This is a genomic window from Pseudomonas sp. NFR09 (assembly GCF_900111535.1).
Lineage (GTDB): Bacteria > Pseudomonadota > Gammaproteobacteria > Pseudomonadales > Pseudomonadaceae > Aquipseudomonas > Aquipseudomonas extremorientalis.
In genome coordinates, this window is the sequence record NZ_FOIH01000002.1 from 210,015 (window position 1) to 233,917 (window position 23,903).

Sequence of the window (23,903 nt, forward strand, 5' to 3'; positions counted from 1 at the left end):
GACCCGGGCGAATGCGCACGGTAATGACAGAAGGAAGGTCGCGGATGGTAGTTAATTAACGGTCGACCCGGGCGGTTCAGGTTCTGCGCTTCTCGAAAAACAGCCGGCGGGCTTGCTCCAGGCTGATTTCGCTGAGGTAGAAGTCGATGCGCTGGGTTTCGCTCAGGCCCGTGGTGGTGTCAGCGATCCGGCCCTGGCGTTGTTCGGCCACTGTTTTCAACCGCGCGGCGATGTAGTTTTTTGCCGGTGTCCAGGAGGCACTGTAGCGAAAGTGCGCATACCACAGCGGGCTGCCAGAGCTGCGCTCGGTGATGCTGTATTCATCGAGAAAGTCCGGGCGAGGGCCCTTGAGCCTGCGTCGAGAGACCGTTTTCCGGATTGTGATTTCATCATGCTCAAGCAGCCACTCGACACTCTGGGTGGTCGGCGGCAACTTCTTGTAAAGCCTGCGCACGTGATTGCGACTGCGGTTGTACAGCTCGGCGATGGCTGCTGTCAGCGCCTTGTTGACAGTGCTGGCCGAGAGCGTGTCGTCGTCGGTGATGTTGCTTTGGGTCAAGGCGCGGTCAATGGCTTCGACAGCCTGTTCCAGGCGCTGGGCTTGCTGGTGATAAAGAAATTCGATGCCCGTTGGTGTACGTGCCTCCTGGTTGGCACGCAATTCGGTACGACGATGGAAGTCGGGCAGTGTGTCCAGCAGGGCCTGGCCTTCGCTGACGGCGATGGACGTGCTGAGCGTGGGCATCGGTTTTTTAGAGGTGGGCAGCCGTTCGACCCAGACCCCCGGGCTTTTCTGGTGATAAGTGGCGATGATCCTGTTTGTAGTCGGGGAGCGGATATCCACCAGGTCGGTCTCCTGCCCGGCCGACGACAGCCGCGCTTCGCCGATGCGGATGCCATCGTAGCGGGTACGGATGAACTTGGTCAGGGGGCGCGGCCTCACGGGCGCCGGGGCGGGGCGCAACCTGAACGCATCTCTCTCGACGATCAGCAGTGCCAGATTCTGTGAAGCCTGCTGGCTGAACTCGCTGATGTGCGTGTGCAGCTGCCTGATCGGGTCCGTCTGTACATGTTCGGTAAAGCGTTCGGCAAAATCACTCAAGCGTTCGTCAAGCATCTGGAACTGACCGACCAGGCTGCCCAAGGTGTCGATACGTTCATCAAGGCGCGACTCACTGCGCTCCTGCAAGGTGTCGTTCAGGCATTGGACGACGATATCGGCGGCGTCGACAATCGCATCGATGGTCGACCAGGCCTGCGGGGCGGTGCTCAGTGCGTTTTGCGACAGGCACAAGTGGCGGGCGAGGGTGATCTGCAGGGCCTTGAGGTATTCGCGAGGATAATGCGGCAAGGTGCCCTTGGTGTCTCGGATCAAGGTGACGCCTTCCCTGGACAACAGCCGGAGTTCGTCGAAGCGCGTGTTCATGTAGTCCAGGCGCTCAAGCATGTCCTGGGTCAGGCCCATCATCTCGCGTGCGTCATCAATGGGGCGTTCATCGGTTGGATTCTGAAGTTGGTCCAGCACCCTGCGCATCATGGGGGCAAAGCGGGTGAGGGCCTCGCGAATACCCGCGCGGGTGAATTCGATCTGTGCCTTGAGGTAGGTGATGGCCTTGGACGCGTAGTCCGATGAGGGCGCGAAGATATTCAACTGCTTGAGTTGCTGCAGGGCCGATTCATAGTTTTCGCGTTGATCGACCAGGGTCTGCAGATAGCGTTGCCGACGTGAATCGGCCGTTTCGGCGGCCCCGTTGGTCATGTCTGCATGGGCTTTTTGCAGCTCGGCCTGTGCATCTTTTTTGGTTTTTTCGAATTCGCTCAACTGGGTGCGCAAGTGTTTCGCGCGCTCTTGCGCCAAGGCCTTGGCCCTTCTGGCTTTCAACGTAGGCCCGCCGCCGCGCAAGCGCAGGCGGGTATCGACGAACCAGTTGCCTTGGCGGTTGGCGATCAACAAGGGGCCCAGGCGCGACAGCTGTTTCCCATCGACAATCACGACATAGTCGCTTTCATCAATGATCACCTGGAACCAGCGGTTTCCCACGGGGGCGAAATATTTGTCCGCGACCTTGTAAAGGTGTTGGCTGGGGCCTTGCTCGCTGATCGGTTCGCCCAGGTTGCTGGGTTTCTCGACCTTGTAGGTGTCCAGGAACGCGCCCAGTTGCGAAGGGTTGCGGTGGGATGCACCGCTGGTGTGCAACGGCTGGGAGCGGTCTGCGGGGGTTTCAGAGGTATTGACGTCTGCGATCTTGCGAATGGTGGTCGATGGTTTTTCTTCGGGTAGTGTTGGCTCTATCAGCGGCCGCTTCGCAGGGGGAGGCAACGCCTCGGTGCGGCGAGTTACCCGGTGCAACGTGATCGCCATGCCCAGGTTGAGCAGCAAGTCGGTGATGGCATTCCAGCGTAACCGGTGCAGGGGGTCCTCCTCGGCGTCGACGACTTCTTGCAGTTGATCCATGATTTGCCAGATCCACGCCGCAACGCCGGCCGTGCGCCCCAGGAACGGCAAAGCGGCGTTGAAGATCAGCCAGCCGGTGCGCTCGAAAGTGGCCCAGCGTGCATCGGCATTGGAGACCGACTGCCTGTCGGCCAACGTGACCAACGCATTGGCATTGGCTTTGAACAGGGCGGCTAGCCGGTCGCCATCGAGGGTTTCCTCGCCCAACCGCAACGGACCGCTCAGGCTCAGCACCTTGGCAGGGTCCACCAGGAAATCCACCACCGACCAGGGTGACGGCACGGAGCTTGGGAACACGTACCGGGCGTAATCCGTGCGCACGTTGTCCGGCAGCCAGGCCAGCACCGATTCGCGCAGGCTCGGGGATTGCTGGATCGCGTAGATCAGATTGGCCGGCGAGGGGTATTGGCTCAAGGGGTCCTCGAGCAAGGGGCGGTAGAGCAGGCAGGGCCCGGCCTGCATATGGGAGGGCCCGATCACGAACATGTTCGCAACCGTGTCCGGCTTGCCGCTGGTGTTCCGACTTACAAAGGCCAGCGGCCGGATGACGATCGTATTGCCTTCGACTTTGTGATCGATCGCGTTGTCTTGCATCACGGCGTTCACATAGCGATAACCCCGTTCGTCGATGCCGCCGATCCGGTTGAGTTTGCAGTGCAGCGCCAGCAGTGGCAGTTGAATGCGAAGATGGCTGGTGTAGAGCTGCTCGCGTCGCCACGATTCCGTCGGGTCATCCAGCAGTTTGCTTTTGATCAGCGCGGGGTAGGCGTTGCCGACATCAATGCCGGTAATCAAGGTTTCCAGGTAGCTGACAGTGAGCCACTTGGGTATTGCGCCGCCATTGCTTCTGCGCAGGGTTTTGTTGCCCAGGGGCAGGGCGATCAGGTTTTGCAGGGCCAGTTGCGCCAGGCTGAAGGTGGTGGTCACGGTTTGTCCAGGCACGGTGAAGGTGCCCCAGATGACGGGGCTCTGGATCACGATGTCGAACTTTTCCAAAGCCAGGTCCCTGGCCTCTGCGTGATCTTTGCTCATCTGCAGTTTCAGCGCTTCGAGCGCGTACTGCTCGATCGGCGCAATGCCGTCATCGTAAGCCTGGCCTTCGTTCAGGCTATGCAGCGCCGCCAGATCCTTCAGGTGGCGGCCATAGGCATCCTGGTCCGAACTGGAGGCCTTGATGAGCCATTCCGGCAAGGCTTCCCTGTACCAGTCCAGGCCGGGTGTCTTTTGGCTGACAGCCTTGGCGGCAGGTGCCGTGATTGGCCCCGGCAGGCTTTGCATCGTGTCCATAAAGTGCAGTGCACCGATGGCGTCGATCTGAATGGAGATCAAGATGCAGGCTTGTTGGTCGAAAAAGTTGCCGCTGGGTTCGAACAGGCGCCAATCGATTTTCTTGCCCAGGGCGCGGTCCGGCAGATAATTCTCCAGGGCATTGCCCAGTGCCTCGGTGGAATTGAATTTGTCATAGCCGTGCCCTGGCGCGTATGTAAGTAAAACTTCCTGGCCGTTCTGTTTACCGACCAGTACCGCGATCAAGCTGTCATTGAGGTGGGTGGCCTTGCCAGCGTCGTCGATCAGGAAGATATCCACCAGGCAGGCCCGGGATGCATAAGGGTCGTTGCGCTTGCGCAGATCCGGGTCCGGTTCAACGTACAGGCTGCGCGCCATGACACAGTCTTCATGGGTCCAGCCCTCCACCTTGTCCACATTCCAGAAGCTGCGAAGGGCGCTGGAGAGTTGATGCCAGTGGGGGACGGCATTGCCGTTGGACAAGTTCCAGTAATCGGCCTGTTGTTCCTGAAACCCGATGATCATCACCGGTGCCAGCAAATTGATAGTGTTGGCGATGTCTTCAATGCGCACGGGCAGGTGCACCGGCGGTTCAGCGATAGGCAGTTGGGTGAGAAAGTGTTCCCCTTCGACATACAGCGTCGGTACACCGAGTACTGCCTGTTTGGCTAGCACGTCGGACAGTGCCTGATACCGAGGGGGCTTGGCGATGATCTTATCGCCGACGATGTCCCAGACGGGCGTACCGACCACGGTGACATTGGGGTCTATATCCAGATGGGGATAGTTTATTTTGAGCTCGCGTCGCAGCAATGCGGCCGCCACCTCGCGAAAGGCAGGGCCGGCAGACAACTGAGTGATCAAAGTGGCTGTGGAGTAGAAGCGAGAGGCTGACGACGAAGCAGGCGATGCTGTGGTTGATGTCATAAGGGACCTGACAGGCATGGGTGGGCGACGCCCGAGGCTGAGCCCCGGGTGTTGCCATGCTAGGAAGCATGCCGTCAGGAAGGCGGTGTTTATCTATGGCAATCAGGTGCCGGACTTGATCTTGGTCCAGGCGCGGGTCCTGGCACGTTCGGCATCACGGCCCAGGGGTTTCAGGGTATAGAGCCCCGCCATCGCCGCCTCGGTGGGGTACAGGTTGGGGTTGTTGCGGATCGCCGGGTCGACCTGTTCGGTCGCATCCTTGTTCGGGTTGGGGTAGCCGACAAAGTCGCTGACAGGTGCGATCACCTGGGGTTGCAGCAAGTAGTTGATAAAGGTGTAGGCGTCCTGTGGGTTCTGCGCACCCTTGGGAATGGCGAGCATGTCGAACCAGATCGGCGCGCCCTCCTTGGGCAGGCGCATATCCACCACTACGCCGTTCCTGGCCTCCTTGGCGCGGTTGGCCGCCTGGGAGAAGCTGCCCGAATAACCCACGGCCACGCAGATGTCACCGTTGGCGATATCGGCCATGTACTTGGACGAATGGAAATAGGTGATGTACGGGCGGATCTTCATCAACAGCGCCTCGGCCTTGATGTAGTCCTTGGGGTTGCTGCTGTTGGGGTCCAGGCCCAGGTGCTGCAGGGCCAACGGCAGGATCTCCGAAGGCGAGTCGAGCAGGGCTACGCCGCATTGCTTGAGCTTGCTGATGTTCTCTTCCTTGAAAATCAGGTCCCAGCTGTCCACCGCAGCGTTGTCGCCGAGCGCAGCCTTGACCTTGGCCGGGTTGAAGCCGATCAGGATGGTGCCGTACATGTAGGGCACGGCGAATTTATTGCCGGGGTCATTGGCTTCGATCAGCTTCATCAGCTTGGGGTCGAGGTGGTTCCAGTTGGGCAATTGGCTGCGGTCCAGGGGCTGGAACACGCCGGCTTCGATCTGCTTGGCGAGGAACACGTTGGAGGGCACCACCACGTCATAGCCGGAGTTGCCGGTGAGCAGCTTGGCCTCCAGTGCTTCGTTGGTGTCGAAGATGTCGTAGACCAGCTTGATCTTCGGGTTCTGCGCCTTGAAATCCTCCAGCGCCTTGGGCGTGATGTAGTCGAACCAGTTATAGACTTTCAGGGTTTTTTCTTCGGCGTGTGCGGTGCTGCTCAGCACGGCGGCGCAGAGCACAAGCGACTTGAGCATATTCATTGGGCGGCCCCCTCAAAACCTTCGAGCACATTGACGGCGTTGATGCCGATTTCTTCCACCGCGTAACCGCCTTCCATCACGAACAGCGTCGGCTTGCCCAGGCGTGCGATGCGCGCGCCCATGGTCAGGTAGTCCGGGCTGTCGAGCTTGAACTGGGAGATCGGGTCATCCTTGAAGGTGTCCACGCCCAGCGAGACCACGAGGATGTCGGCGCCGTAGTGTTCGATCTCCCGGCAGGCCTGCTCCAATGCTGCGCTCCAGGTGTCCCAGCCGGAGCCGGCGGGCAACGGGTAGTTGAAGTTGAAGCCTTCGCCGGCACCTTCGCCCCTCTCATCGGCATAGCCCAGGAAAAACGGAAACTCGGCCTCCGGGTGACCGTGGATCGAGGTAAACAGCACATCGCGGCGGTCGTAGAAAATCGACTGGGTGCCGTTGCCGTGGTGGTAGTCCACATCGAGGATCGCGACCTTGCGGTGGCCCTGGTCGAGAAACGCCTGGGCGGCAATCGCGGCGTTGTTCAGGTAGCAATAACCGCCCATCAAGTCGCTGGCGGCGTGATGCCCCGGTGGGCGGCACAACGCGAACGCACTGTGGGCGCCGCGCTGGATCGCCTGTTGTGCGGTGAGCGCCACTTGCGCCGCCGAGTAGGCCGCCTGCCAGGTCCCGGCGGTAATCGGCGCGCCGCCATCGAAACTGTAATAGCCCAATTGGCCGTGCAGGCTGGTGGGCAGCACGCGGCGCAGGGTGCGCGCGGGCCAGGTGTAGGGCAGCAGATCGCCGTCCTCGCCGTATTCGGTCCAGCGCGCCCAGGCGCCTTTGAAGAAATCCAGGTAGTCGCGGTTGTGAATGCGCTGCAAAGGCGCCAGGCCAAAGTCGTATGGCGCCTGCACTGGCCCCAATTCGCGGTCCTTGACCCGCTGCAGCACATGGTCGGCCCGCGAGGGCATTTCGAAGCAGGGCATCAGTTGCCCGTCCATCAATTCGCAGCGGCCGTGGTGCAGGTGGTGATCGTCCGAGTAGATCGTCAGCATTCTTGTTCTCCGCAGGCTGGGTCGGTGCATGCAGTCTTGCGGTGGGCGCGGTTCAAGAGAACGGCAGGAGCGGCCAAAAGGGGATGAATATGGCCAAAGTGTCTGTCCGTAATTCGCCCCTCAATGGCGCATCATGCTCGAAATTGGCTCGGTGCTACGCCGCTCCAGCGCACAAATGCATGCCGGAAACTCGCTGTTTCGCTGAACCCCAAGGCCTCCGCAATCCGGTAGATCGGCCACTGGTCCTCCGCCAGCAGTTGCTTGGCGCGCTCGAAGCGCAACTCGTCCAACAGCTCCTGGTAGCTGCAACCCTGGTCGTGCAAATGCCGGCGCAGGGTGCGCGCCGAGCAGTTCATCTGCATGGCCAGGCCTTCCAGGCCCGGCGCGGCGTTGAGTTGCGCGGTGAGCAACTGGCGAATCCTGCCCAGCCAGGCCTGGCGCCCGGTGAACTCCAGGTTCTGCTTGCGGCAGCGCTCGGCCATGGCGTGGTGGGTGACGGTGTCTGCCAGCGGCAGTGGCTGTTCGAGCCAGTGCCGGTCGAAGGCAAACGCGTTGGCGCTGGCCTGGAACTGCAACGGGCAAGGGAAGCTTTCGGTATAACGCGCGCAGTAGTCCGGGGCGCCGTACTCGAAGCGTGCGGCGAGCAGTGGCAGCGGCTGGCCCAGCAGGTCATCGCAGATGACCTTCAGCGAGGCCAGGCACAATTCGACATTGAACATCTCAAGCGTCGGGTCTTCGCGATAATCACGGGCGGTGAACCAGACGCGCTGGCCATCTTCCTCCAGGCTCAGCTCGAAAAGTGTTCCCAACAGCGCCGGGTAGTGCAGCGCCAGGCGCAAGGCGTCACCAAAGGTGGCACTGGTGAGCAGGGCATAGCCGAGCATGCCATAGGCCGATACATGCATCTGCCGGCCCAGTTCCAGGCCGATATCCCGACGCCGCGCCACGGCATTGGCACACACGCGCATCTCCTGGTTGGTGGTGATGCGCGTGTCGGCGCGGCTCAAGTCCGCCGCGCAGATGCCGCTGCCAACCAGCAGTTCCTGGGCCGGCAAGCCTTCGGCCTTGAAAGCGTTAAGCACCAGGGACACGGCGTTGAGAGTGGTCAGGTGGGAGTGCAGCATAGGGGACTTCCAGCCAGGGGATGGCTGGAAGGGAAGCAAGTTACAGGCCGGTCAGCTCAGCTCGCCACACAGGTCGAGTTCCACCAGGCGACGAACCTCGGCGGTGTCGAGCCCTGCACCGAGCAGTGCATTGAGCTTGCCGAACACCGCTTCGCGGGTCATGCCGCCACCGGACAACACGCCGACGCCGCGCAAACGGCTGCCCGCTTCATACACATCCAGCTCCACACCGCCTTCATGGCATTGGGTGATCGCCACCACCACAACGTCTTGATCGTGCGCGCGTTGGAGGCTGGCCAGGAACGCCGGGTTGTCGCTCGGCCCGGTGCCGCTGCCGAAGCATTCCAGCACCAACGCCTGAATGCCGCTGTCGATCAGTGCATCCAGTTGTCCGGCGGCAATACCCGGCACCAGCGGCAGCACACCGACGTTAGCCACGGCTTTGGGCTGACGGTAATGCAGGGCGGCCGGGATCATTTCGGCCTGGGCGACGCCGCCATTGCGCTGCAGGGCAGCAAACGGGTGGCGACCGAAACTGCGGATTTTCGCGCAGCGGGTCGGCGCCATCAGCGCACCGTGGAAGAACAACTGCACGCCCGGCGCCAGGCCTTCGCCCAGCGCCGCCAAGGCACCGCTGACGTTTTCCCAGGCATCGCTGTCGGGCACGCCGGCGGGTAGCATGGAGCCGGTGAACACCACCGGCGCCGGCAGGCCGAGCAGTTGGAAGCTCATGGCGGCGGCACTGTAGGCCAGCGTGTCAGTGCCGTGCAGGATCAGTACGGCGTCGCAGCCGGCGTCCACCGCCTCAACCACGGCGGCGTGCAGGCGCTGCCAGTAGACGGGGGTCATGTTGGCGCTGTCGATCAGCGGCGACATTTCCTGGAAGCGCCAGGCGGGCAGTTGCGCGTCGGCAAGCTGTTCGCGCATACGCGCCTCAAAACCTGAAGCGGGCGCCAGGCCGTTGGCGCTGGCCTGCATGCCGATAGTGCCACCGGTGTAGAGCACCATCACGTTGTTAGCTGGGGACATCGAATTTTCTCCTGAACGAAAAACGCCGCCGGGCCCAGAGCATGCCCAAGGCCGGGCGGCGTGTCATCTCTCTACACTCAGCGTTGCGCTTGAGCGTTCAGTTCAGCGGTAGTTTGAGCGTCTGGCTCAGGCTTGACCGGGTTGGCTGGCCAGGCCTTGCGGTCCAGGTCCAGGTCAGGGAACTGGCTGGAATCGAATACCGGGGTCTTGATGCCTGCGGCGCGCTGGTTGTCGTAGTCGTTGAGGATGCGCATGGCGATCTTGAACAGGAACGCCAGGGCGAACAGGTTGACGAACGCGAGCAGGGTCATGGTGATGTCGGCGAAGGCGAACACGGTGCTCAGGTTCTCGATGGAACCCCAGAAAATCAGCACCAGCACCAGGGCGCGGTAGCCCATCAGCACCTTGCGGTTGTTGCCTACCAGGAAGCGCAGGTTGCTCTCGCCCAGGTAGTAGTTGTACATGATCGAGGTGAACACGAACAACGCCAGGGCCACCGAGATGAACATGCGGCCCCAGTCGCCCACCACCGCCGCCAGGGAGTTCTGGGTCAGGGCAATGCCGTCGCCTTCGAAGCCCGGGGTGTAGAAGCCGGAGAGCAGGATCAGCAACGCGGTACAGGTGCAGATCACGAAGGTATCGAGGAACACGCTGAACGCCTGCACCACGCCCTGGGCGATCGGGTGTTCGACCGACGCCACCGCCGCCACGTTAGGCGCACTGCCCAGGCCGGCTTCGTTGGCGAACACGCCGCGCTTCACACCCATGATGATCGCGCTGCCCACCAGGCCCCCGAAGGCCTGGTCGAGGCCGAAGGCGCTCTTGACGATGGTCGCGAGCATGGCCGGCACATGGTCGAATTGCAGCACGATTACATAGAGAGTCACGGCGATGTAGACCAGGGTCTTGACCGGCACCAGCAGGTCGGCAATCGAGGCGATGCGCTTGATCCCGCCGATGAACACCAGGCCCAGCAGTACCGCCAGCGCCAGGCCGGTGTAGGTGGTGTCCAGGCCAAAGGCGTTGTTCAGCGAGTGGGTCACGGCGTGGGCTTGCAAGCCGTTGAAAGCAAAACCGAAGGTCACCAGCAACAGGAACGCCATGACCATGCCCAGCCAGCGCTTCTGCAAACCGTGCTGGATGTAGTAGGCCGGGCCGCCACGGAAGGTGCCTTCCGCGTCGGTGCGCTTGTACAACTGGCCGAGGGAGCACTCGATAAAGCTCGACGACATGCCCACCAGTGCGGTGACCCACATCCAGAACACGGCGCCCGGGCCACCCAGTGTCACGGCAATACCGACACCGGCAATGTTACCGGCACCCACGCGACCGGCCAGGCTGAGCATCAGCGCCTGGAAGGAGCTGAGCTGGTCGGAGCTGTTTTTCAGGCTGTCGCGAAACACCGAAAACATGTGGAAGAAGTGACGCAGTTGTACGAAACGCGAGCGAATCGTGAAATAACCGCCGAGCCCGACAATGAGCACGATCAGTACTTTCCCTGAGAGGAAGTCGTTGATGACTTCGAGCATGGAGTGTTCCTCGCTGATTTTTCTAATGGCAAACGCAGGACGGTTCGACGCTATCGCTCAGCACCAGGCAGTGCACGACGTTCGACCCCAATCCTTTTGCGGGTGTTGTTATTCATGCGGTTTCGCGCTGCACAGGACCTCGTTACCGACGATCTCTGACGCGAAGAGGGGCGGCACTATACCTAGGCGAACGTGATCCGTCTGCTCGGGGCGATTAAAGGTTTCAGCTGGGCGGTGGGCCTGCAGAGCGATATTGGCGTTTTTATAGGCTTCATTTCACAACCTCGGGGCAAAAAAAAGGGCCTGAAGAACGAGCCTTCAGGCCCTCAAAAGGTGAGAGGTGTCTAGTCCCTCAGCCTGGTGAGCGGTGCAATAAACGCTTAGGCCTTCAGCGGGACCAAGCGTGGAGCAATCATGTTTTCGGGGCGCAGGATGTCGTCGAGCATGGCGTCGTCGAGCAAGCCTTCTTCGCGCACCAGCTCCAGCACGCCGCGGCCGCTTTCAAGGGCGATACGGGCGATGCGGGTGGCGTTTTCATAGCCGATGTACGGGTTCAGCGCGGTAACCAGGCCGATGGAGTGCTCCACCAGTTCGCGGCAGCGGGCTTCGTTGGCGGTGATGCCGACGATGCAGTGCTCGCGCAGCATGTCCATGGCACGTTGCAGCAGGCGGATCGAGTCGAAGATCTTGAAGGCGATCAGCGGCTCCATCACGTTCAGTTGCAGTTGGCCGCCTTCGGCCGCCATGGTCAGGGCCAGGTCGTTACCGATGACCTGGAACGCCACCTGGTTCACGGCTTCCGGGATCACCGGGTTGACCTTGCCGGGCATGATCGAGCTGCCCGGCTGGCGGGCCGGCAGGTTGATCTCGTTGATGCCAGTGCGTGGGCCGCTGGACAGCAGGCGCAGGTCGTTGCAGATCTTCGACAGCTTCACCGCAGTACGCTTGAGCATGCCGGAGAACAGCACGAAGGCGCCCATGTCGGAGGTGGCTTCGATCAGGTCCGCAGCCGGCACGACCGGCTGGCCGCTGATTACCGCCAGGCGCTGTACGGCCAGGGCCTGGTAGCGCGGGTCGGCGTTGATGCCGGTACCGATGGCGGTGCCGCCCAGGTTTACTTCGGTCAGCAGCTCAGGCGCCAGGGTTTTCAGGCGTGCCAGGTCTTCACCCAGGGTGGTGGCGAAGGCGCGGAATTCCTGGCCCAGGGTCATCGGCACGGCGTCTTGCAACTGAGTGCGGCCCATTTTCAGTACGTGGCTGAATTCTTCGCCCTTGGCGGCGAAGGCCTGGATCAGGCTGTCGAGGCTGGCCAGCAGCGCGTCATGGCCCAGCAGCAGACCCAGGCGGATCGCGGTGGGGTAGGCGTCGTTGGTCGACTGCGCCATGTTCACGTCGTTGTTGGGGTGCAGGTACTGGTACTCGCCCTTCTTGTGGCCCATGGCCTCCAACGCGATGTTGGCGATGACTTCGTTGGCATTCATGTTGGTTGAAGTGCCGGCACCGCCTTGAATCATGTCCACCACGAACTCTTCGTGGAAATCGCCGCGGATCAGACGGGCACAGGCTTCGCTGATGGCAGCGTGCTTGGCTTCGCTGAGCTGGCCCAACTCGCGGTTGGCGTCAGCCGCCGCTTGCTTGACCATTGCCAGACCGACCACCAATTTCGGGTAATGCGAAATCGGAACGCCCGAGAGGCGGAAGTTGTTCACCGCTCGTAGGGTCTGGATGCCGTAATACGCTTGAGCCGGTACTTCAAGTACGCCAAGCAGGTCTTTTTCGGTACGGAAAGATGCAGCGGAGGACATGACGGAAATCATCTCGATATGGACCCGGAACTGGCCGGAACGCTGCGAATGCTAGGCTTGTAGAACTTTTTGGGCCAATGCTGTTAAACACTGGCCTATGCACAAACGGCATAATGTGAGTGTGACCCGGTTATCATGGCGGGCGTGTGTGCCAAAATGGTGCGTACCCACGGGAGGCAGCAATGAACCTTGAGAGCAAATGGCTGGAAGACTTCAGCGCCTTGGCGGCGACCCGCAGTTTTTCCCAGGCGGCGGAGCGGCGCTTCGTCACCCAGCCGGCGTTCAGCCGACGCATCCGCAGCCTGGAGGCGGCCCTGGGCCTGACCCTGGTCAACCGCTCGCGCACGCCGGTGGAGCTGACGGCGGCGGGCCAGTTGTTCCTGGTCACGGCGCGTACAGTGGTCGAACAGCTCGGTGAAGTGCTGCGCCATTTGCATCACCTGGAAGGCGGGCAGGGTGAGGTCATGCAAGTGGCTGCGGCGCACTCCCTGGCCCTGGGCTTCTTCCCGCGCTGGATCGCGCAATTGCGCAACGAAGGCCTGAACATCGCCACGCGGCTGGTGGCCACCAACGTCGGCGACGCCGTGCATGCGCTGCGCGAAGGCGGTTGTGACCTGATGCTGGCGTTCTACGACCCGGACGCCGCGATGCAGATGGATTCGGAAATCTTCCCGTCGCTGCACCTGGGCAACACCGAAATGCTCCCGGTGTGTGCCGCCGATGCCGATGGCAAACCGATGTTCGACCTGGAAGGCGACGGCAGCGTCCCGTTGCTGGCCTACAGCGCCGGCGCGTTTCTCGGTCGCTCGGTGAATTTGCTGCTGCGCCAGCGTGCGCTGCGCTTCACCACGGTGTACGAAACCGCCATGGCCGACAGCCTCAAGAGCATGGCCCTGGAAGGCCTGGGCATTGCCTGGGTGCCGCAGTTGAGCGTGCGTGCCGAGCTGGCGCGTGGTGAGCTGGTGGTCTGCGGCGGGCCGCAATGGCATGTGCCGCTGGAGATTCGGCTGTACCGCTGTGCCTTGGTACGCAAGGCGAATGTGCGGTTGCTATGGCGCAAGTTGGAAGGTGGCGTGGCCGGCGCAACGCTGTGAGCGGCGAATAAAACCCAAAGCGATCGTGACCTGGTGAAATTGATCGGGACGGTGGCTCAGTCGAATTTATCAAGGTATTTGCGAATGTTTTGTTTGTTGGCGTCGGAGTAGTTCAAGTCATTGCCGCGCAGCAGGGACTCGCCGTTGTATTTCATGAACGTATCATTCCACCAACCGTTATAAGTGATGGCCCCGTCTTCACGCGTTGCGCCCAGCAGAAGCCCAAGTGCGTGCGCAGCGCCTCGAGGATTGTTGTAAGAAGTTATTCCATACGTATGGCTGGGGTCGGCCTTTGCAGGTTCTCTGAAGCTTGAAGTGTTCGGTGTTACAAATAAAGTTTTCTCGATCTTGGGTTTTCCCGCTTGGCGGTCGCGACCTGGGTTCCCGTTTCTGCTCAGGTGTTCGTGAAGGCCACGCTCGACATCGTTGTCGGATTTGTAGGCGAAGTCTCGAATTTTGGGGTCGCGGATCACATTGATGACAACTTCCCGTCCTGAAATTTCCTCAATGTGTTTTTTGGCCAAGGCCAAATGAGTTTGCTCGAATTCCCGTTCGGTGACATGACCCAAGTCTTTGTGAAAAATCACATTCACATAAATCGGTTGTCTGGCGGGGCGCGCGGAATGTTCCGTTATTGTTGAGGCGCCTTGTGAAACGATTCGATAGAAGTTGAAGATGGAGTGAGTGCCCATAGATATATCCTCCGTGTGTCGTGTCGAAGATTAAGTGACGAGGAACGAGCGTATAGTCGATGCACTTTCATGAAGTGATAACTTGTCTGAAGAGTCAGTAGGAAACTGTGTCAGGTGTTGTAATTCGCGCAGTTATCAGTGTGGCGCTTTTAATGGGATTGAACAGAAAGCGGCTGACTTCTGAGTCAATAAGTGGCCTTGGGCGATGCGCTGGACAGATGGTCATCCCAGGGGCTGTTTATCTGGATTATTACGGTATACTGCGCGGCCTTCGGCCGGTCCAACCGGCCTTAATTCGTACACCAAGCCACGCCGGATTTCCCGCGTGGCTTGTTGTTTTTTGACGCGCCTGTGGGCGCCCAGAGAGAAGAGGCACGACGATGAGTGCATTGGTTGGCGTGATCATGGGCTCCAAGTCCGATTGGTCCACCCTTAGCCACACCGCCGATATGCTGGAAAAACTCGGCATTCCCTACGAAGTGAAAGTGGTCTCCGCCCACCGCACTCCGGATTTGCTGTTCCAGTATGCCGATGAAGCAGAATCCCGTGGCATCGAGGTGATCATCGCCGGTGCCGGCGGTGCAGCGCACCTGCCCGGCATGTGTGCGGCCAAGACCCACCTGCCGGTGCTCGGCGTGCCGGTGCAGTCGGCGATGCTCTCGGGCGTGGATTCGCTGTTGTCCATCGTGCAGATGCCGGCCGGTATCCCGGTGGCGACCCTGGCGATCGGCAAGGCCGGCGCGATCAACGCCGCCCTGCTGTCCGCCAGTATCCTGGGCGCCAAGCACCCGCAATTCCATGCGGTGCTGAAAAAATTCCGTGCTGAGCAGACAGACAGCGTGCTGGACAATCCAGACCCACGCATCGCCTGAGGTTGTTGACGATGAAAATCGGTGTAATCGGTGGCGGCCAACTGGGCCGCATGCTGGCCCTGGCGGGCACCCCGCTGGGAATGAACTTCGCTTTCCTGGACCCGGCGCCGGACGCCTGCGCGGCAGCCCTGGGCGAACACCTGCGCGCTGACTACAGCGACCCGGACCACCTGCGCCAGCTGGCCGACGAAGTCGACCTGGTGACCTTCGAGTTCGAAAGCGTTCCGGCTGAAACCGTGGCGTTCCTGTCGCAATTCGTGCCGGTATACCCGAGCGCCGAAGCCCTGCGCATCGCCCGTGACCGCTGGTTCGAGAAAAGCATGTTCAAGGATCTGGGCATTCCGACCCCGGCCTTCGCCGATATCCAGTCCCAGGCGGACCTGGATGCCGCCGTCGCCAGCATCGGCCTGCCCGCCGTGCTGAAAACCCGCACCCTGGGTTACGACGGCAAGGGCCAGAAAGTCCTGCGCACCGCCGCCGATGTGGTCGGCACCTTCGCCGAGCTGGGCAGCGTCGCCTGCCTGTTGGAAGGCTTCGTGCCGTTCACCGGTGAAGTCTCGCTGATCGCCGTGCGTGCCCGTGATGGCGAAACCCGCTTCTACCCATTGGTGCACAACACCCATGACAGCGGCATCCTCAAGCTGTCCGTGGCCAGCACCGACCACCCGTTGCAAGCGCTGGCCGAAGACTATTCCAGCCGTGTACTCAAGCAGCTGGATTACGTCGGCGTGATGGCGTTCGAGTTCTTTGAAGTCGACGGTGGCCTCAAGGCCAACGAAATCGCCCCGCGCGTACACAACTCCGGGCACTGGACCACCGAAGGCGCCGAGTGCAGTCAGTTCGAAAACCACCTGCGGGCGGTGGCGGGCTTGCCGTTGGGTTCCACGGCCAAGGTCGGTGAGAGCGCCATGCTCAACTTCATTGGTGTGGTGCCGCCCGTGGAAAAAGTCATCGCGATCGACGACTGCCATCTGCATCACTATGGCAAGGCCTTCAAGGCCGGGCGCAAGGTCGGCCACGCCAACCTGCGCTGCAAGGATCGTGCAACGCTGCAAGCGCAGATCCTCAAGGTCGAAGCGTTGATCGCCGAGCAATAAGCCAGGGATCGGCGGGAACCATTCGGCGACCGCCGTCCTCTGATTGCAGGATGCCAAAGCCTGACTAGGCTTTGGCATAGCTCACCTACATTCAGAGGGAAATGCCATGGGTATCATTGGAACCATTTTTATCGGCTTGATCGTCGGCCTGCTCGCGCGTTTCCTGAAACCAGGCGACGACAGCATGGGCTGGATCATGACCATCCTGCTGGGCATCGCAGGTTCGTTGGTCGCCACTTACGGTGGCCAGGCCCTGGGCATCTACCAGGCAGGCCAGGGCGCTGGCTTCCTCGGCGCGCTGATTGGCGCCATCGTGCTGCTGGTGATCTACGGCCTGCTGAAAAAGAAATGATCTAAGCGACGAAGCCCTCTGCGCTGCGCAGGCGCGGAGGGCTAGAATGCTCGCCACCTGTACTTGCCGAGCCTCTCCATGCGCCGTCTTTTGTTGATACTCCTCCTGCTGGGCCCTGGCCTGGCGCACGCCGGCGAACTGCCGGAAACCGACTGGCTCGACCTGATGCCGCTGTCGGATCAAAAAGCCCTCGAAGCCATGCCCGAGATCGACCACAACTCGCCCGAGGCCCAAGGCACGTTCACCGACAAGGGTGGCCTGAAGCAGAGCAAAGGCTTGCCGGCGGTGATGTATTCAACCAAGACCGTGGCGGCCATGAATGGCAAGAACATCCGCATCGGCGGTTATCCGGTGCCGTTGGAGACCGACGCCAAGGGCCGCAGCACCTTGTTCTTCCTCGTACCGTATCCGGGCGCATGTATCCATGTGCCGCCACCACCGCCTAACCAGTTGGTGCTGGTGCGTTATCCCAAGGGCTTGAAGCTGGATGATATCTATACGCCGCTGTGGGTCACCGGCACGTTGAAGGTGGAGAAGGTGAACAACGATCTGGCGGATGCGGCGTATGCGCTGGATGCCGGAAAAGTACGCGTGGTCAAGGAATCCGATCTTTAAAGGGCAACATATAACCAATGTGGGAGGGGGCAAGCCCCCTCCCACATTGTGATTGGCGTTCTTACAGGGCGACAGCGCTGATGCTCACGCCCAAGGTGTGGCTTTCACCGGGTGCCAGACTCACCACATCATCCAGCACATTGGCTGTCTCGATGCACAACATGCCCGTCCAGCCATCGTCAGCCATGTCATCAAACGCCTTGGCACGTTCGGTCCAGGGGTTCCAGATCACCGTTGACGTCGAGCCCTCGGCAGTGAGCTGGATACGGCGCTGCCAATCTTTATCGACAATACTCAGCTGTGCAGGCGTATCGAGGTAGATACGGTCAGTCTCGCCGGTGAAATGCAGCAACCCGGCTTGCTGCTTCGTTGCCCAGTTGTCAGCGGTATCGATATACGCCGCTCCGTCCAGTCCCTCGACGTGCACCTTGCGTACGTCGCTCACCGCAAAATAGGTGTGCAGTGCCTGGCTGAGGGTCACGGTATCGTTGCCACGGTTATGGCTGGTCAGGTGGATGTGCAACTGATCGTCCAGCAACAGGCTCAGTTTAAGATCGACCTCGTGGGGCCAGCCAGGAAAGCCGCCTGTTGGGACTGGCAGTACCAAGTCCACCCGCAGTGCCTCACCTTCAAGCGCGCTCGCGGCCAATTCCCACAGCGCCGTGCGCACGAAACCATGGGCGCCGGCCGGTTGGTCGCTCTGGCGCATCGCCTTGACGCTCTGCGGGTTGCGGTCGAACACGCCAAACCACGGCCAGCACACCGGTACGCCGGTGCGAATGCCTTTGCCCTGCTTGAACACCGCTTCAGGGTTCGGCCAGATCAGCGGCTGCTCGCCGTCGCGCTGGTAACTGAAGATATGTGCGCCCTGTCGGGCCACCATCAGTTCGGCGCCGTTGTGACGGATGCGCCAGCAGTCCAACTCGTCGATTTTCACGGTTTCAACGTGGGGTGTCGGCATAACAAAGCACTCTTCATGGCAGGCAATGGGGCAATTGACCGTCAAAACCCGGTGAGGTTTAACGTGCGCGCGACGGCACCGAACGCGTGCGGCCACTGCCATCGATGGCGACGAACACGAACACCGCCTCGGTCACCTTGCGCCATTCGCTGGACAGCGGGTCGTCGCTCCACACTTCGACCATCATCTGGATCGAGCTGCGACCGATTTCCAGGGCCTGGGTATAGAAGGAGAGCTGCGCGCCCACGGCGACCGGCACCAGGAACGCCATGCGATCAATGGCCACGGTGGCTACACGCCCGCCCGCGACCTTGCTTGCCATCGCGGTGCCGGCCAGGTCCATCTGTGCGACCAGCCAGCCGCCGAAAATGTCGCCAAAACCGTTGGTTTCACGCGGCAGGGCGGTGATTTGCAGGGCGAGATCGCCTTGCGGGATAGGATCTTCTTGTTCGAGTTCGATCATGCCAAGGGTGCCTCTGACCCGTAACGCTTCATGGGTATTTCAAGTGGATAGCCGTCTTATGGAAAAACGTTTCAGCACCAACATACTCCGCGTGATGCGTTTCTCGTAAGGCGTACTAAAGGGAAGCTCTGCCAAATCGGCTGGACGGCTTCCAACGACGGTTTGGCACAGCAGCCCCTCAAGACTGGGGGTCTTGCGCTTGCAAGGGCCGAGTATATCGACACGTTGTCGCCACGACGACCTCTGGGCGTTCATTTGGTCGGCAATTCGCGGCTGTATTGCGGCTTTTTCCGGCAACTGTGCTTCTGTGCGCAGATAACGCTCAGGAAAGCGGAATAATTCGCGCGGTTGAACGGTTATTCGCTCACCGCTGTGCTTTTGCGAGCGATTTGCTATCTTGCCATGCCTGCCGCAAGTCCCGGGCTTGCCGTCCCGACTACTATAAGAGAAGCCTTGCCATGTCCTCCGTGCCCGCAAGCAGTGCGCAACCTTCGCGCCCGCTGACCCGCAACGACTACAAAACCCTGTCGCTGTCTGCCTTGGGCGGGGCGTTGGAGTTTTATGACTTCATCATTTTCGTGTTTTTCGCCACCGTGGTCGGAAAACTCTTCTTCCCGCTCGACATGCCCGAATGGCTGCGCATGATGCAGACCTTCGGCATCTTTGCCGCCGGTTACCTCGCGCGCCCCCTGGGCGGCATCATCATGGCGCACTTCGGCGACCTGCTGGGCCGCAAGAAGATGTTCACCCTGAGCATCTTCATGATGGCCGTGCCCACCCTGATCATGGGCCTGCTGCCAACTTACGCGCAGATCGGCCTGTGGGCGCCGATCCTGTTGCTGCTGATGCGCATCATCCAGGGCGCGGCCATTGGCGGCGAAGTACCCGGCGCCTGGGTGTTCGTCTCCGAACACGTACCGCCACGGCATATCGGTTACGCCTGCGGCACCCTGACCAGCGGCCTGACCGCCGGGATCCTGCTGGGATCGCTGGTGGCCACCGCCATCAATACTATTTACAGCCCGGAGCAAGTCTCGGATTACGCCTGGCGTATCCCGTTCCTGCTGGGCGGTGTGTTCGGCCTGTTGTCGGTGTACCTGCGCCGCTGGCTGCATGAAACGCCGATCTTCGCCGAGATGCAGCAGCGCAAGGCACTGGCCGCCGAGTTGCCGTTGCGCGCGGTGCTGCGCGACCACCGTGGCGCCATCGTCTTGTCGATGTTGCTGACCTGGTTGCTGTCGGCCGGCGTGGTGGTGGTGATCCTGATGACCCCGACCGTGCTGCAGACCCTCTATCACTTCAGCCCGACCGTGGCATTACAGGCCAACAGCCTGGCCATCGTCACCCTGAGCCTGGGCTGCATCGCCTCCGGCGCCCTGGCTGATCGCTTCGGTGCCGGCCGGGTGCTGGTGATCGGTTGTGCGCTGTTGCTGGCCACATCCTGGACGCTCTATCACAGCCTCTTCAACCATCCTGACTGGCTGTTCCCGCTGTACACCCTGACCGGTCTGTTCGTGGGCACCATCGGCGTGGTGCCCTACGTGATGGTCAAGGCCTTCCCGCCCGTGGTGCGTTTCAGCGGCTTGTCGTTCTCTTACAACGTGGCCTACGCCGTGTTCGGCGGGCTGACGCCGCTGGCGGTATCGCTGCTGATGAAGGAAAGCCCGCTGGGTCCGGCCTACTACGTTGCCGCCCTGTGTGTGATGGGGATGGTGGTGGGTGGGTATTTGTGGAAGCGTTCGCGCTAAGCCATGGATGACGATCGTTCCCGGCCCTGGGAACGATCACGTTTCAACGTATTTCCAAGCCTTAATCTCTCCCTCCCGGGCCTCGTGCCTGCGCGCTTTTCGTGGCGTCGTTGAATAGTGGCCTTTCATCTAATTGTCACATTCCAGACATAGAGTGTTCACACGGCCTCCCGATACTTGGCCCCGATCCAATTATCCCTATCTGCTAGGAGCAAGGCATGAAACTGAAACGTTTGATGGCGGCAATGACTTTTGTCGCTGCTGGCGTTGCGACCGCCAACGCGGTGGCCGCTGGTGTTGATCCGGCAATCCCGGCGTACGTGAAGACCACTGGTGTGTCGGGCAACCTGTCCAGCGTTGGTTCCGATACCCTGGCTAACCTGATGACCCTGTGGGCCGAGGGTTACAAAAAGGAATACCCGAACGTCAACATCCAGATTCAAGCTGCCGGCTCGGCCACCGCGCCACCAGCGCTGACCGAAGGCACCTCCAACCTGGGCCCGATGAGCCGCAAGATGAAGGACACCGAACTGGCTGCCTTCGAGCAGAAGTACGGTTACAAGCCAACCGCTATTCCGGTTGCGGTGGATGCCCTGGCCGTGTTCGTGCACAAGGACAACCCGATCCAGCACCTGACCATGGAACAAGTCGACGCGATCTTCTCCTCGACTCGCCTGTGCGGTGGCAAAGCCGACGTGAAAACCTGGGGTGATCTGGGCGTGACCGGCGACCTGGCCAACAAGCCGGTGCAACTGTTCGGTCGTAACTCGGTGTCCGGCACCTACGGCTACTTCAAGGAAGAAGCCCTGTGCAAAGGCGACTACAAGCCAAACGTGAACGAACAACCAGGCTCGGCTTCGGTCGTGCAGTCGATCAGCTCTTCGCTGAACGGTATCGGTTACTCGGGCATCGGCTACAAGACTGCCAGCGTGAAGACCGTGGCTCTGGCCAAGAAAGGCAGCACTGACTTCGTCGAAGACAGCGAAGAAAACGCCCTGAACGGCAAATACCCGTTGTCGCGTTTCCTCTACGTGTACGTCAACAAAGCGCCGAACAAGCCTCTGGCCCCGCTGGAAGCCGAGTTCGTGAAACTGGTGCTGTCCAAACAAGGCCAGGAAGTTGTAGTGAAAGACGGCTACATCCCACTGCCAGCCAAAGTCGCCGCCAAGGCCCTGGCTGACCTGGGTCTGAAAGAAGGCAACTGATTGCCTCTGCGGGGCCGGCGTACCGGCCCCGCATCCGAATTTTCTAGTCCGCTGCCAGCCTTGCTTCGCGGCGGATTTGTTGCGTCACTGCACTGTCATCTTTCTGTCATACAGGATCGCTAGGGTGTGCGCATGAATGATCTGGCCAATTCCACCATGACGACGACTTCTCCCCCCAAGCGCATTGACTTCAATACGCCTGAGCTGCAACGCAAGCGCCGCATTCGCGCGCTCAAGGATCGCCTGACCCGCTGGTATGTGCTGGTCGGCGGCCTCGCCGTCCTCGGCGCCATCACCCTGATTTTCTTCTTCCTGGCCTACGTCGTCGCGCCACTGTTTCAAGGCGCCTCATTGACCAAGGAAGACGCCCTGACCCCGGCCTGGATCCAGGACGCGGGCAAGCCGCTGATGATCTCCCTCGAAGAACAGAACCAAGTCGCCATGCGGGTTTCCGACAAGGGCCAGGCGCTGTTCTTCAATGTCGAGACCGGTGCCGAGCTCACGCGTGTCGACCTGCCCCTGCCCGCCGGCACCAGCGTTGCTTCTATCGGTGAAGACCAGCCCGGCAGCCCGCTGGTGATCCTCGGTCTATCCAACGGCCAGTCCCTGGTGTTCCGCCACACCTATAAGGTGTCCTACCCGGACGGCAAGAAAACCATCACGCCGGCGATCGAATACCCCTACGGTGAAACGCCGATCGTGTTGGATGACGCCGGCCGCCCGCTGGAACACGTGGCCCTTAACGCCACGGATTCGTCCCTGGTGGTGGCAGGCTCCGCGGGTTCGCACTTGAATGTGCTGTCCCTGAGCCGCGAAGAAAACATGATGACCGGCGAAGTCACCAGCGAGCAGAAGCGCATCGAGCTGCCACAGATGACCGAGCCGGTGAAGGCAATCTTCATCGACCCGCGCCAGCAATGGCTGTATGTGATCAACGGCCGTGCCTTGGCCGATGTGTTCAGCCTGCGCGACAAGAGCCTCAATGGTCGCTACAAACTGCTGGAAGACGGGACTGCCGAAGTCACCGCGAGCACGCAGCTGGTGGGCGGTATCTCGCTGATCATCGGTAACTCCAAGGGCGGCCTGGCCCAGTGGTTCATGGCCCGCGACCCGGATGGCGAGCAGCGCTTCAAGCAGATCCGTACCTTCCAGATGGGCACCACGCCTATCGTGGAAATTTCCGCCGAAGAGCGCCGCAAGGGCTTCACCGCCCTCGACGCGTCCGGCCAGTTCGGCGTATTCCACAGCACCGCCCACCGCACCCTGCTGGTGGACCCGGTGGTCGACGGCCAAGGCGTGTACGGCATGTCGCCACGGGCCAACCGCGTGATCGTGGAGGCGGGCGGCAAGCTGCAGCCGCTGATGCTCGACAACCCGCACCCGGAAGTGTCCTGGAGCGCGTTGTGGAGCAAGGTCTGGTACGAAAACTACGACGAGCCTAAATACGTCTGGCAGTCGACCGCCGCCAACACCGACTTCGAACCCAAGATGAGCCTGGCCCCGTTGACCTTCGGCACCTTGAAGGCCGCGTTCTACGCCATGTTGCTGGCCGCGCCACTGGCCGTTGCCGCCGCGATCTACACCGCCTACTTCATGGCCCCGAGCCTGCGCCGCAAGGTCAAGCCGGTGATCGAGTTGATGGAAGCCATGCCGACGGTGATCCTCGGCTTCTTCGCCGGCCTGTTCCTGGCGCCGTATGTGGAAGGGCATCTACCGGGCATTTTCAGCCTGTTGATGCTGTTGCCGATCGGCATCCTGGTGGCCGGCTTCATCTTCAGCCGCCTGCCTGAGTCCCTGCGCCTGCGCGTACCGGATGGCTGGGAAAGCGCGATCCTGATCCCGGTGATCCTGTTCGTGGGCTGGCTCTCGCTGTACATGAGCCCGTACCTGGAAACCTGGTTCTTCGGCGGCGATATGCGCATGTGGATCTCCCACGACCTGGGCATCACCTACGACCAGCGCAACGCCCTGGTGGTCGGCCTGGCCATGGGTTTCGCGGTGATCCCGAACATCTACTCCATCGCCGAAGACGCCGTGTTCAGCGTACCGCGCGGCCTGACCCTGGGTTCCCTGGCCCTGGGCGCCACGCCGTGGCAGACCATGACCCGCGTGGTCATCCTCACCGCCAGCCCGGGCATTTTCTCGGCACTGATGATCGGCATGGGCCGTGCGGTAGGCGAGACCATGATCGTGTTGATGGCCACCGGTAACACCCCGGTGATGGAGATGAACCTGTTCGAAGGCCTGCGAACGCTTGCGGCCAACGTCGCCGTGGAAATGCCCGAGTCGGAAGTGGGCGGCAGTCACTACCGCGTGCTGTTCCTCTCGGCGCTGGTGCTGCTGCTGTTCACCTTCATCATGAACACCCTCGCCGAGCTGATCCGTCAGCGTCTGCGCAAGAAATACTCGTCGCTTTAAGAAAG

Annotated in this window: 18 protein-coding genes; 8 read left to right on the forward strand and 10 right to left on the reverse strand. The window is 61.1% G+C overall.

Features of this window, described 5'->3' with window-relative positions; genetic code table 11:
• Window positions 1–76 precede the first annotated feature (76 nt).
• The 7 genes from BMX59_RS04915 to aspA form a co-directional block, all read right to left on the reverse strand.
• Entirely contained in the window at window positions 77–4,594 is a 4,518-nt protein-coding gene (locus BMX59_RS04915) for a hypothetical protein (RefSeq protein WP_371914364.1), read from the reverse strand.
• 177 nt (window positions 4,595–4,771) lie between these two features.
• The gene (locus BMX59_RS04920; protein WP_093120302.1) at window positions 4,772–5,863 is read right to left on the reverse strand and encodes a polyamine ABC transporter substrate-binding protein; all 1,092 of its coding nucleotides are present in this window, start codon (window positions 5,861–5,863) and stop codon (window positions 4,772–4,774) included.
• A complete protein-coding gene (locus tag BMX59_RS04925) occupies window positions 5,860–6,894 on the reverse strand; it encodes a histone deacetylase family protein (protein ID WP_071490833.1) in 1,035 nt (344 codons plus the stop codon). Before BMX59_RS04925 ends, BMX59_RS04920 begins: the two co-directional genes overlap by 4 nt.
• A gap of 131 nt (window positions 6,895–7,025) precedes the next feature.
• Window positions 7,026–8,018, reverse strand: coding sequence for an AraC family transcriptional regulator (locus tag BMX59_RS04930; protein WP_093120305.1), 993 nt, complete (start codon window positions 8,016–8,018; stop codon window positions 7,026–7,028).
• A 51-nt stretch (window positions 8,019–8,069) separates the two neighbouring features.
• The gene (locus BMX59_RS04935) at window positions 8,070–9,047 is read right to left on the reverse strand and encodes an asparaginase (RefSeq protein ID WP_093120308.1); all 978 of its coding nucleotides are present in this window, start codon (window positions 9,045–9,047) and stop codon (window positions 8,070–8,072) included.
• 77 nt (window positions 9,048–9,124) lie between these two features.
• Window positions 9,125–10,576, reverse strand: coding sequence for an alanine/glycine:cation symporter family protein (locus BMX59_RS04940; protein WP_093120311.1), 1,452 nt, complete (start codon window positions 10,574–10,576; stop codon window positions 9,125–9,127).
• A gap of 380 nt (window positions 10,577–10,956) precedes the next feature.
• Window positions 10,957–12,381, reverse strand: coding sequence for an aspartate ammonia-lyase (gene aspA / locus BMX59_RS04945; protein WP_071490829.1), 1,425 nt, complete (start codon window positions 12,379–12,381; stop codon window positions 10,957–10,959).
• Window positions 12,382–12,563: 182 nt separating this feature from the next.
• Here aspA and BMX59_RS04950 point away from each other — a divergent pair, with 182 nt between their 5' ends.
• Entirely contained in the window at window positions 12,564–13,475 is a 912-nt protein-coding gene (locus tag BMX59_RS04950; RefSeq protein WP_092241605.1) for a LysR substrate-binding domain-containing protein, read from the forward strand.
• Window positions 13,476–13,531: 56 nt separating this feature from the next.
• Here the strand turns inward: BMX59_RS04950 and BMX59_RS30040 are convergent, their stop codons facing one another.
• A complete protein-coding gene (locus BMX59_RS30040; RefSeq protein ID WP_139212849.1) occupies window positions 13,532–14,167 on the reverse strand; it encodes a hypothetical protein in 636 nt (211 codons plus the stop codon).
• 380 nt (window positions 14,168–14,547) lie between these two features.
• On the opposite strand from BMX59_RS30040, the gene purE reads away from it, so the two are divergent.
• The 4 genes from purE (at window position 14,548) to BMX59_RS04970 (ending at window position 17,103) form a co-directional block, all read left to right on the forward strand.
• Entirely contained in the window at window positions 14,548–15,039 is a 492-nt protein-coding gene (purE, locus tag BMX59_RS04955) for a 5-(carboxyamino)imidazole ribonucleotide mutase (protein ID WP_003176980.1), read from the forward strand.
• Between the two features lie 11 nt (window positions 15,040–15,050).
• Window positions 15,051–16,136 (forward strand): 5-(carboxyamino)imidazole ribonucleotide synthase, encoded by a 1,086-nt coding sequence (locus BMX59_RS04960; RefSeq protein ID WP_015886586.1) that lies wholly within the window; start codon window positions 15,051–15,053, stop codon window positions 16,134–16,136.
• A 106-nt stretch (window positions 16,137–16,242) separates the two neighbouring features.
• Window positions 16,243–16,488: a GlsB/YeaQ/YmgE family stress response membrane protein gene (locus BMX59_RS04965; RefSeq protein ID WP_058424295.1), complete on the forward strand. Its 246-nt coding sequence runs from the start codon at window positions 16,243–16,245 to the stop codon at window positions 16,486–16,488.
• Window positions 16,489–16,566: 78 nt separating this feature from the next.
• Window positions 16,567–17,103, forward strand: coding sequence for a DUF3299 domain-containing protein (locus tag BMX59_RS04970; protein WP_071490826.1), 537 nt, complete (start codon window positions 16,567–16,569; stop codon window positions 17,101–17,103).
• A 61-nt stretch (window positions 17,104–17,164) separates the two neighbouring features.
• On the opposite strand, the gene BMX59_RS04975 is transcribed toward BMX59_RS04970, so the two are convergent.
• Both BMX59_RS04975 and BMX59_RS04980 read right to left on the reverse strand, forming a co-directional pair.
• Window positions 17,165–18,064 carry a D-hexose-6-phosphate mutarotase gene (locus BMX59_RS04975; RefSeq protein ID WP_093120315.1) on the reverse strand — a complete coding sequence of 300 codons (900 nt, stop codon included), beginning with the start codon at window positions 18,062–18,064 and terminating at the stop codon, window positions 17,165–17,167.
• Between the two features lie 58 nt (window positions 18,065–18,122).
• Window positions 18,123–18,527 carry an acyl-CoA thioesterase gene (locus BMX59_RS04980; RefSeq protein ID WP_003176975.1) on the reverse strand — a complete coding sequence of 135 codons (405 nt, stop codon included), beginning with the start codon at window positions 18,525–18,527 and terminating at the stop codon, window positions 18,123–18,125.
• A 458-nt stretch (window positions 18,528–18,985) separates the two neighbouring features.
• Here BMX59_RS04980 and BMX59_RS04985 point away from each other — a divergent pair, with 458 nt between their 5' ends.
• The 3 genes from BMX59_RS04985 (at window position 18,986) to BMX59_RS04995 (ending at window position 23,898) form a co-directional block, all read left to right on the forward strand.
• Window positions 18,986–20,275, forward strand: a complete 1,290-nt coding sequence (locus BMX59_RS04985; protein WP_093120318.1) for an MFS transporter — start codon at window positions 18,986–18,988, stop codon at window positions 20,273–20,275.
• Window positions 20,276–20,493: 218 nt separating this feature from the next.
• Window positions 20,494–21,480: a phosphate ABC transporter substrate-binding protein PstS gene (locus BMX59_RS04990; RefSeq protein ID WP_092241611.1), complete on the forward strand. Its 987-nt coding sequence runs from the start codon at window positions 20,494–20,496 to the stop codon at window positions 21,478–21,480.
• 384 nt (window positions 21,481–21,864) lie between these two features.
• Complete coding sequence (locus BMX59_RS04995; protein ID WP_170856048.1) at window positions 21,865–23,898, forward strand: ABC transporter permease subunit; 2,034 nt, start codon at window positions 21,865–21,867, stop codon at window positions 23,896–23,898.
• Window positions 23,899–23,903 lie beyond the last annotated feature (5 nt).